This is a genomic window from Nocardioides cavernae (genome assembly GCF_013410035.1).
GTDB classification, from domain to species: Bacteria; Actinomycetota; Actinomycetes; order Propionibacteriales; family Nocardioidaceae; genus Nocardioides; species Nocardioides cavernae_A.
The window spans coordinates 1,549,655-1,555,848 of sequence record NZ_JACCBW010000001.1 but is presented as its reverse complement, the minus strand read 5'-3'; the positions used below and the strand labels follow the sequence as shown (position 1 = coordinate 1,555,848).

At 72.5% G+C, this 6,194-nt stretch carries 7 protein-coding genes; all 7 read right to left on the bottom strand.

The features are described 5' to 3' along the window. Positions 1-96: 96 nt before the first annotated feature. Positions 97-471 (bottom strand): bleomycin resistance protein, encoded by a 375-nt coding sequence (locus F4692_RS07550; RefSeq protein WP_179618935.1) that lies wholly within the window; start codon positions 469-471, stop codon positions 97-99. 113 nt (positions 472-584) lie between these two features. Further along, positions 585-2,858, bottom strand: a complete 2,274-nt coding sequence (gene katG / locus F4692_RS07545; protein ID WP_179618934.1) for a catalase/peroxidase HPI — start codon at positions 2,856-2,858, stop codon at positions 585-587. Between the two features lie 29 nt (positions 2,859-2,887). After that, a complete protein-coding gene (locus F4692_RS07540) occupies positions 2,888-3,343 on the bottom strand; it encodes a Fur family transcriptional regulator (protein WP_179618933.1) in 456 nt (151 codons plus the stop codon). Between the two features lie 69 nt (positions 3,344-3,412). Continuing rightward, positions 3,413-4,375 carry an SDR family NAD(P)-dependent oxidoreductase gene (locus F4692_RS07535; protein ID WP_179618932.1) on the bottom strand — a complete coding sequence of 321 codons (963 nt, stop codon included), beginning with the start codon at positions 4,373-4,375 and terminating at the stop codon, positions 3,413-3,415. A 17-nt stretch (positions 4,376-4,392) separates the two neighbouring features. Next, complete coding sequence (locus tag F4692_RS07530) at positions 4,393-5,262, bottom strand: aldo/keto reductase (protein ID WP_179618931.1); 870 nt, start codon at positions 5,260-5,262, stop codon at positions 4,393-4,395. 51 nt (positions 5,263-5,313) lie between these two features. Then, positions 5,314-5,763 carry a BLUF domain-containing protein gene (locus tag F4692_RS07525; RefSeq protein ID WP_179618930.1) on the bottom strand — a complete coding sequence of 150 codons (450 nt, stop codon included), beginning with the start codon at positions 5,761-5,763 and terminating at the stop codon, positions 5,314-5,316. A gap of 75 nt (positions 5,764-5,838) precedes the next feature. Then, positions 5,839-6,150 (bottom strand): hypothetical protein, encoded by a 312-nt coding sequence (locus tag F4692_RS07520; RefSeq protein ID WP_179618929.1) that lies wholly within the window; start codon positions 6,148-6,150, stop codon positions 5,839-5,841. Positions 6,151-6,194: the final 44 nt, after the last annotated feature.

Sequence of the window (6,194 nt, the reverse complement as noted above, 5' to 3'; positions counted from 1 at the left end):
CGACTGGCTCCACTTCTACAATCACCACCGACCCCACACCGGCATCGAGGGCCTCGTCCCCGCAGACCGCATTCACAACGTCACGGGGAACTACACCTAGTCCTCGAGCTCCGGGTTCTGCACGAGCCGCAGCAGGTTGCCGTCGAGGTCGACGACGTACGCGATCCGCATCCCCGAGTCCTCCACCTGCGGCGGGTGCCGCCGCGGCCAGCCGAGGTGGGTCTCCTCGATCCCGGCACCCGCGCAGACGGCGTACAGCCCGTCGAGGTCGTCGACGCGAAGGCAGCAGCTCGCGGCGCTCGAGGCGGGGTCCATCCCGGGGTCGGGGAAGAACTCGAGGACCAGCGTGCCCCGCTGCAGGACCAGCCAGCCCGGGTCGTGGAATCCCACCTCGAAGCCGAGCGCGTCGTAGAACGCGACCGTCGCGTCGAGGTCACGCGACGGGAGGTTGGGGGTGGCGTGGTCGACCATGCGGCCACGCTAGAGCGGGCCGAGGACGTCGGCCACCGACGCGTCCAGCTCGAGTCGGACGCACGGAGGCCCGGACCCCGTGAGGGATCCGGGCCACCGGGTGGTGCGTCGGGTCAGCGCAGGTCGAACCGGTCGTTCTCCATGACCTTGACCCACGCCTTGACGAAGGCCTGCACGAAGCGGTCGGTGGCGTCCGCGCTGGCGTACACCTCGGCCAGGGCCCGCAGCTGCGAGTTGGACCCGAAGATCAGGTCGGCCGCGGTGGCGGTCCACCTCACGTCGCCGGTGGCGGCGTCACGGATCTCGTACACGTTCTCCTCCGACTCCGAGGCCTTCCACTCCGTGCCGGAGGCCAGGAGGTTGGCGAAGAAGTCGTTGGTGAGCTGGCCGGGGCGCTCGGTGAGGACGCCGTGCGACGTGCCGCCGGCGTTGGCACCGAGGGCGCGGAGGCCGCCGACGAGCACCGTCATCTCGGGCGCGGTGAGGCCGAGCATGTAGGAGCGCTCGACCAGCAGCTCCTCGGGGCGCAGCTTCTCGCCCGCCCGGAGGTAGTTGCGGAAACCGTCCGCACGGGGCTCGAGGACACGGAAGGAGTCGACGTCGGTCTGCTCCTGCGTGGCGTCGGTGCGTCCGGCGTGGAACGGCACGGTGACCTCGACACCTGCGTCCTTCGCCGCCTTCTCCACGGCGGCCGATCCGGCGAGCACGATGAGGTCGGCCAGCGAGACCTGCGCGCCGCCCTTGGCGTTGAACTCGGCCTGCACGGACTCGAGCTTCTCGAGCACCGTGGCGAGCTGCTCCGGCTGGTTGACCGCCCAGCTGCGCTGCGGCTCGAGGCGGATCCGCGCACCGTTGGCGCCGCCGCGCTTGTCGGTGTGACGGAAGGACGCGGCGGAGGCCCACGCGGTCGAGACGAGCTCGGACACCGAGAGGCCGGAGTCGAGGACCGCTGCCTTGAGGGTCGCGACGTCGGCGTCGGAGACGAGGTCGCCCTCGTGCGCCGGCACCGGGTCCTGCCAGAGCTGCTCCTCGGGCACCCAGGGGCCGAGGAAGCGGGACACGGGGCCCATGTCGCGGTGGAGGAGCTTGTACCAGGCCTTCGCGAACGCCCGCGCGAACTCGTTGGGGTTCTCGAGGAAGCGGCGCGAGATCTTCTCGTACTCCGGGTCGAACCGCAGCGCGAGGTCGCTCGTCAGCATCGTGGGGCGGCGCTTCGGGGAGTCGGCGGCCGGGCCGGGCACGATCTCGGGCGCGTCCTTGGCGACCCACTGGTGCGCGCCCGCCGGGCTCTTCTCCAGCTCCCACTCGTAGGCGAAGAGGAACTTGAAGTAGTCGTTGCTCCACCGCGTCGGCGTGGAGGTCCAGGTGACCTCGAGGCCGGACGTGATCGCGTCCGCACCCTTGCCCGAGCCGTACGCGCTCTTCCAGCCGAGGCCCTGCTCCTCGAGCGGGGCGCCCTCGGGCTCCGGGCCCACGAGGTCGGCGTCGCCGGCGCCGTGGGTCTTGCCGAAGGTGTGGCCGCCGGCGATGAGGGCGACGGTCTCCTCGTCGTTCATCGCCATCCGGGCGAAGGTCTCGCGGATGTCGCGCGCGGACGCGATCGGGTCGGGGTTGCCGTTGGGGCCTTCGGGGTTGACGTAGATCAGGCCCATCTGGACCGCGCCGAGGGTCTCGCCCAGCTCGCGGTCGCCGGTGTAGCGCTCGTCTCCCAGCCAGGTGTCCTCGGGACCCCAGAAGATCTCCTCGGGCTCCCACACGTCCTCGCGACCGAAGCCGAAGCCGAAGGTCGTGAAGCCCATGTCCTCCAGGGCGACGTTGCCGGCGAGCACCAGCAGGTCGGCCCACGAGATCTTCTGCCCGTGCTTCTGCTTCACCGGCCACAGCAGCCGGCGCGCCTTGTCGAGGTTGCCGTTGTCGGGCCACGAGTTGAGCGGGGCGAACCGCTGGGCGCCCTCGCCCGCGCCGCCGCGGCCGTCGTGGATCCGGTAGGTGCCGGCCGCGTGCCAGCTCAGCCGGATCATGAGGCCGCCGTAGTGACCGAAGTCGGCCGGCCACCACTCCTGCGAGGTGTTGAGCACCTCGACGATGTCGCGGCGCAGCTCGGCGAGGTCGAGCTTGGCGAACTCGGCGGCGTAGTCGAACTCGGCACCGAGCGGGTCGACCTTGTCGGAGTGCGTCCGCAGCACCGAGAGGTCGAGGCTGTTGGGCCACCAGTCCTTGTTGGTGTGCGGGCGACCACCCGTCTTCGGGGTCGGCGAGTCGAGCGCCGGGTTCTCGCTCTCGCTGCCCTGGGCGGTGGCGGAGTCGTGCATCACCGGGCAGCCGCTGTCGGCCTTGCGGTCGACCCCCTGCGGGCTCTCGGGCGTCGTGTCCTGGCTGTCGGTCATGGCGAACCTTTCGGGGTTGGGAGTCGATGTCACGAGCGGTTGTCGGGGAGCGCCGCGGTGGCGGCGCAGGCGGGGCACACGCCCCAGTAGGTGACCTCGGCCTCGTCGATCGCGAAGCCGTGGTCGTCGGCCGCCGCGAGGCACGGCGTGTGCCCGACGGCGCAGTCGACATCGGCGACGGCGCCGCAGGAGCGGCACACCACGTGGTGGTGGTTGTCGCCCACGCGCAGCTCGTAGCGCGCCATCGAGCCGGCGGGCTGGATGCGGCGGACGAGCCCCGCGTCGGTGAGGGCGCCGAGGACGTCGTAGACGGCCTGGTGCGAGACCGCCGGCACCTCCGTGCGGACGGCCGTGAGCAGGCTGCCGGTGTCGGCGTGCGGGTGCCGTCCGACGGCGCGCAGCACGGCCAGGCGCGGCCGGGTGACCCGCAGGTCAGCGCCGCGGAGCAGGAGCTCGAAGTCGGCCTCGGTCGTGTGGTGGTCCATCACCCACCACCCTGCCCACTTTTCTTGAACCAGTCAAGTTTTGCGGCGCCGCAGTCCTGGCCCCGGACCTCAGTCCAGACCGGCCGACCCGGCGAGCCAGGCCCACGCCCGCGACCGGTCCTCCTCGGAGGCCCGGGTGGTCGGCAGCAGGCTGGTCGGGCGCTCGACCCTGTCGTGCCAGAACCGTCCCGTCGGCGGAGGCGGCTGGCAGGCCGCCAGCCAGATACTGGTGTCGGCACCCTGGGCGTCGTCGCGCAGGACGGGTCGCATGAGCGCACGGAAGCGCGGCAGCGAGTCCCGAACGCCCGGGGTGTCGGCCCAGCCGGGGTGCATCGTCGCGACGGTGACGCCGTCGGGTGCCCAGCGCGCGCCCAGCAGCGGCGCCATCTCGACCTGCCAGCGCTTGGAGCGGGCGTACGCCGTGGTGGGCGAGTAGTCACCGGTGGCGTACGCCGGGTCGTCGGCCCGCAGCGGCTGGCCGTACATGCCTCCGCTGCTCACCAGCACCACGCGGCCGCCGGCGAGGGGGCCGAGCAGTGCCTCGGTCATGACGACCGGGCCGAGGAGGTGCACCGCCATGCTGAGCTCGTGGCCCTGCGGCGACTCGGTGCGCTCGGGCGGCATCACCCCGGCGTTGTGGACCACCGCGTGCAGGTCGGGCACCTCGGCCGCGAGGTCCGCTGCGAAGCGGCGCACGTCGTCGAGGTCCCCCACGTCACAGCGCCAGAGCCGGAGCCCGGCACCGGGCCGCCCGGCGCGTACGCCGTCGAGCACGCGGCGGCCCTTCTCCTCGTCGCGCACCAGCAGGTGCACGGTCGCGCCGAGGTCGGCGAGGCCCTCGACTGTCGCGACACCCAGCCCGGAGCTCGCACCGGTCACCAGCACGTGCCGGCCCTCGAGCGAGCGCGGCAGCGGGTCGGCCGGCCAGCCGGGCAGCGCCCGCCGCACCGCCAGGCCGATCGTGGTGTAGCCGAGGACCAGCGAGCGGTCCAGGGCCGCGTCGACCAGCCGGGCGGCAAGCGGGCGCGCCATCGCCGAGCAGTCCCGGGTCAGCTGGCGTCGAGGCGGGCGAGCTCGTCCCGGGTGAGCTCGATGTGCACGGCCGCCGCGGAGTCGGTGATCGAGGAGGGCCGCTTGGCGCCGGGGATCGGGATGACGACCGGGGACTGCGCGAGCTCCCACGCCAGGGCGACCTGCTGGGCGCTGACGCCGCGGTCGGCCGCGATCTCGGCGAAGGCGGGGTGCTTCTCGGCGAGCTCCTTGGCGTCACCCAGACCGCCGAGGGGGCTCCACGGCAGGAACGCCAGCCCGAGCTCCTCGCACACGTCGATCTCGGGACGCGAGGAGCGGAACTTGGGGCTGAACTGGTTCTGCACCGAGACCAGCGCGTCACCGAGCACGGCGTGCGCGTCGCGGATCTGCTGGGGGTCGGCGTTGGAGAGCCCGACGCGGGCGACCTTGCCGCTGTCGGCGATCTCCTTGAGCGTGCCGATCACGTCGTCGTAGGGGACCTTGGGGTCCGGGCGGTGGTGCTGCCACAGGTCGAGCTGCTCGACGCCGAGGCGCTGCAGGCTCTCGTCGACGGCGCGCCGCAGGTGCCCGGCCGAGCTGTCGGTGTCCCAGCCGCCACCGTCGGTGCGGACGTGCCCGCCCTTGGTCGCGAGGAGGACGCGGTCGCGGACCCCGAGCTCGTCGAGGATCGAGGCGATGAGGCGCTCGTTCTCGCCCTGCGCGCCGGCGCCCTTCTCGTCGCCGGGGCCGTACGCGTCCGCGGTGTCGAGGAGCGTGACGCCCGCGTCGATCGCCGCGGTGACGGTGTCGAGGAGCTGCTGGCGCGGCTGGGTGCCGGTCTGGTCGAAGGTCATCAGGCCCAGGCCGATCGCGCCGACCTGCTGGTTTCCGAGGGTGCGAGTCTGCATGGCTCCCAACCTACGACCCGGCCGGTCAGACGTGGCGGCCAGACGTGGCGGTCAGACGGCGTTGACGCGGAAGGTGTCGAGGAGGTCGAACGCGGCCACCGCGTGCGGCGCGAGGTCGTCACCGACGGACAGGCGGGCGAACTCGGTGAAGTCCTGCAGCTGCGCCACCTCCCGCGCGGTGACGTTGCGGAAGCCCATCGACCAGGTGGCGAAGGCGCGCTCGTCCACGAGCCGGCGGTCGAGCACACGGAGCTGCGCGTGGCGCGGGTCGGCGGAGATCACCTCGAGCAGCCCGTCGACGGCGTCGGCCGTGCCCTCCAGCGTCTGGATGACGTTGCCCCCGCTGTAGAGGAGCAGCCCGGTGATGCCGAGGCGCTCGTTCTTGGGTCGGATCTGCTCGATCAGCTCGACGAGCTGGCCGACCGACATCAGGCGGGTCGCCGAGCTCGTGTAGGTGATGCTGACGACGCGGCCGTCCGGTCGCAGGGCAGAGGTGGTCATGACGCTAGCGAGCGTAGGCACCCCCCAGAAAGGGTGAACACACCCCAAGGGCGGACGGGGCCACGCCCCCGGATCTCAGTCCAGGTCGATGGTGCCCACCCAGCGCTCCCCGGCGTCACCGCCCCAGGCGTCCCAGGCCACGCGGCCGGGCGACGGGAACCCCTCGCCCCCCTGCGTGAAGCCCTCCGCGTCCTTGTCGACGCTGTGGCGGGCGAAGTAGGCCTGCATCTTCTTCACGACCTCGTCGCTGACCTCCTCGCCGGCGGCCAGCTGCGAGGCGCGTCGCCGACCGGTGTCGGTGAACCCCTTGCCCGCCTTCCCGTCCTCGATCCAGCGCTCGGCCCTCTGGGCCGCCTCCTGCACGTCCTTCGGGGGTCGGTGCGGCACGGGCTCCTCCTCGGTCGTCCCTCGGTCCTCAGGCCATCCACGCT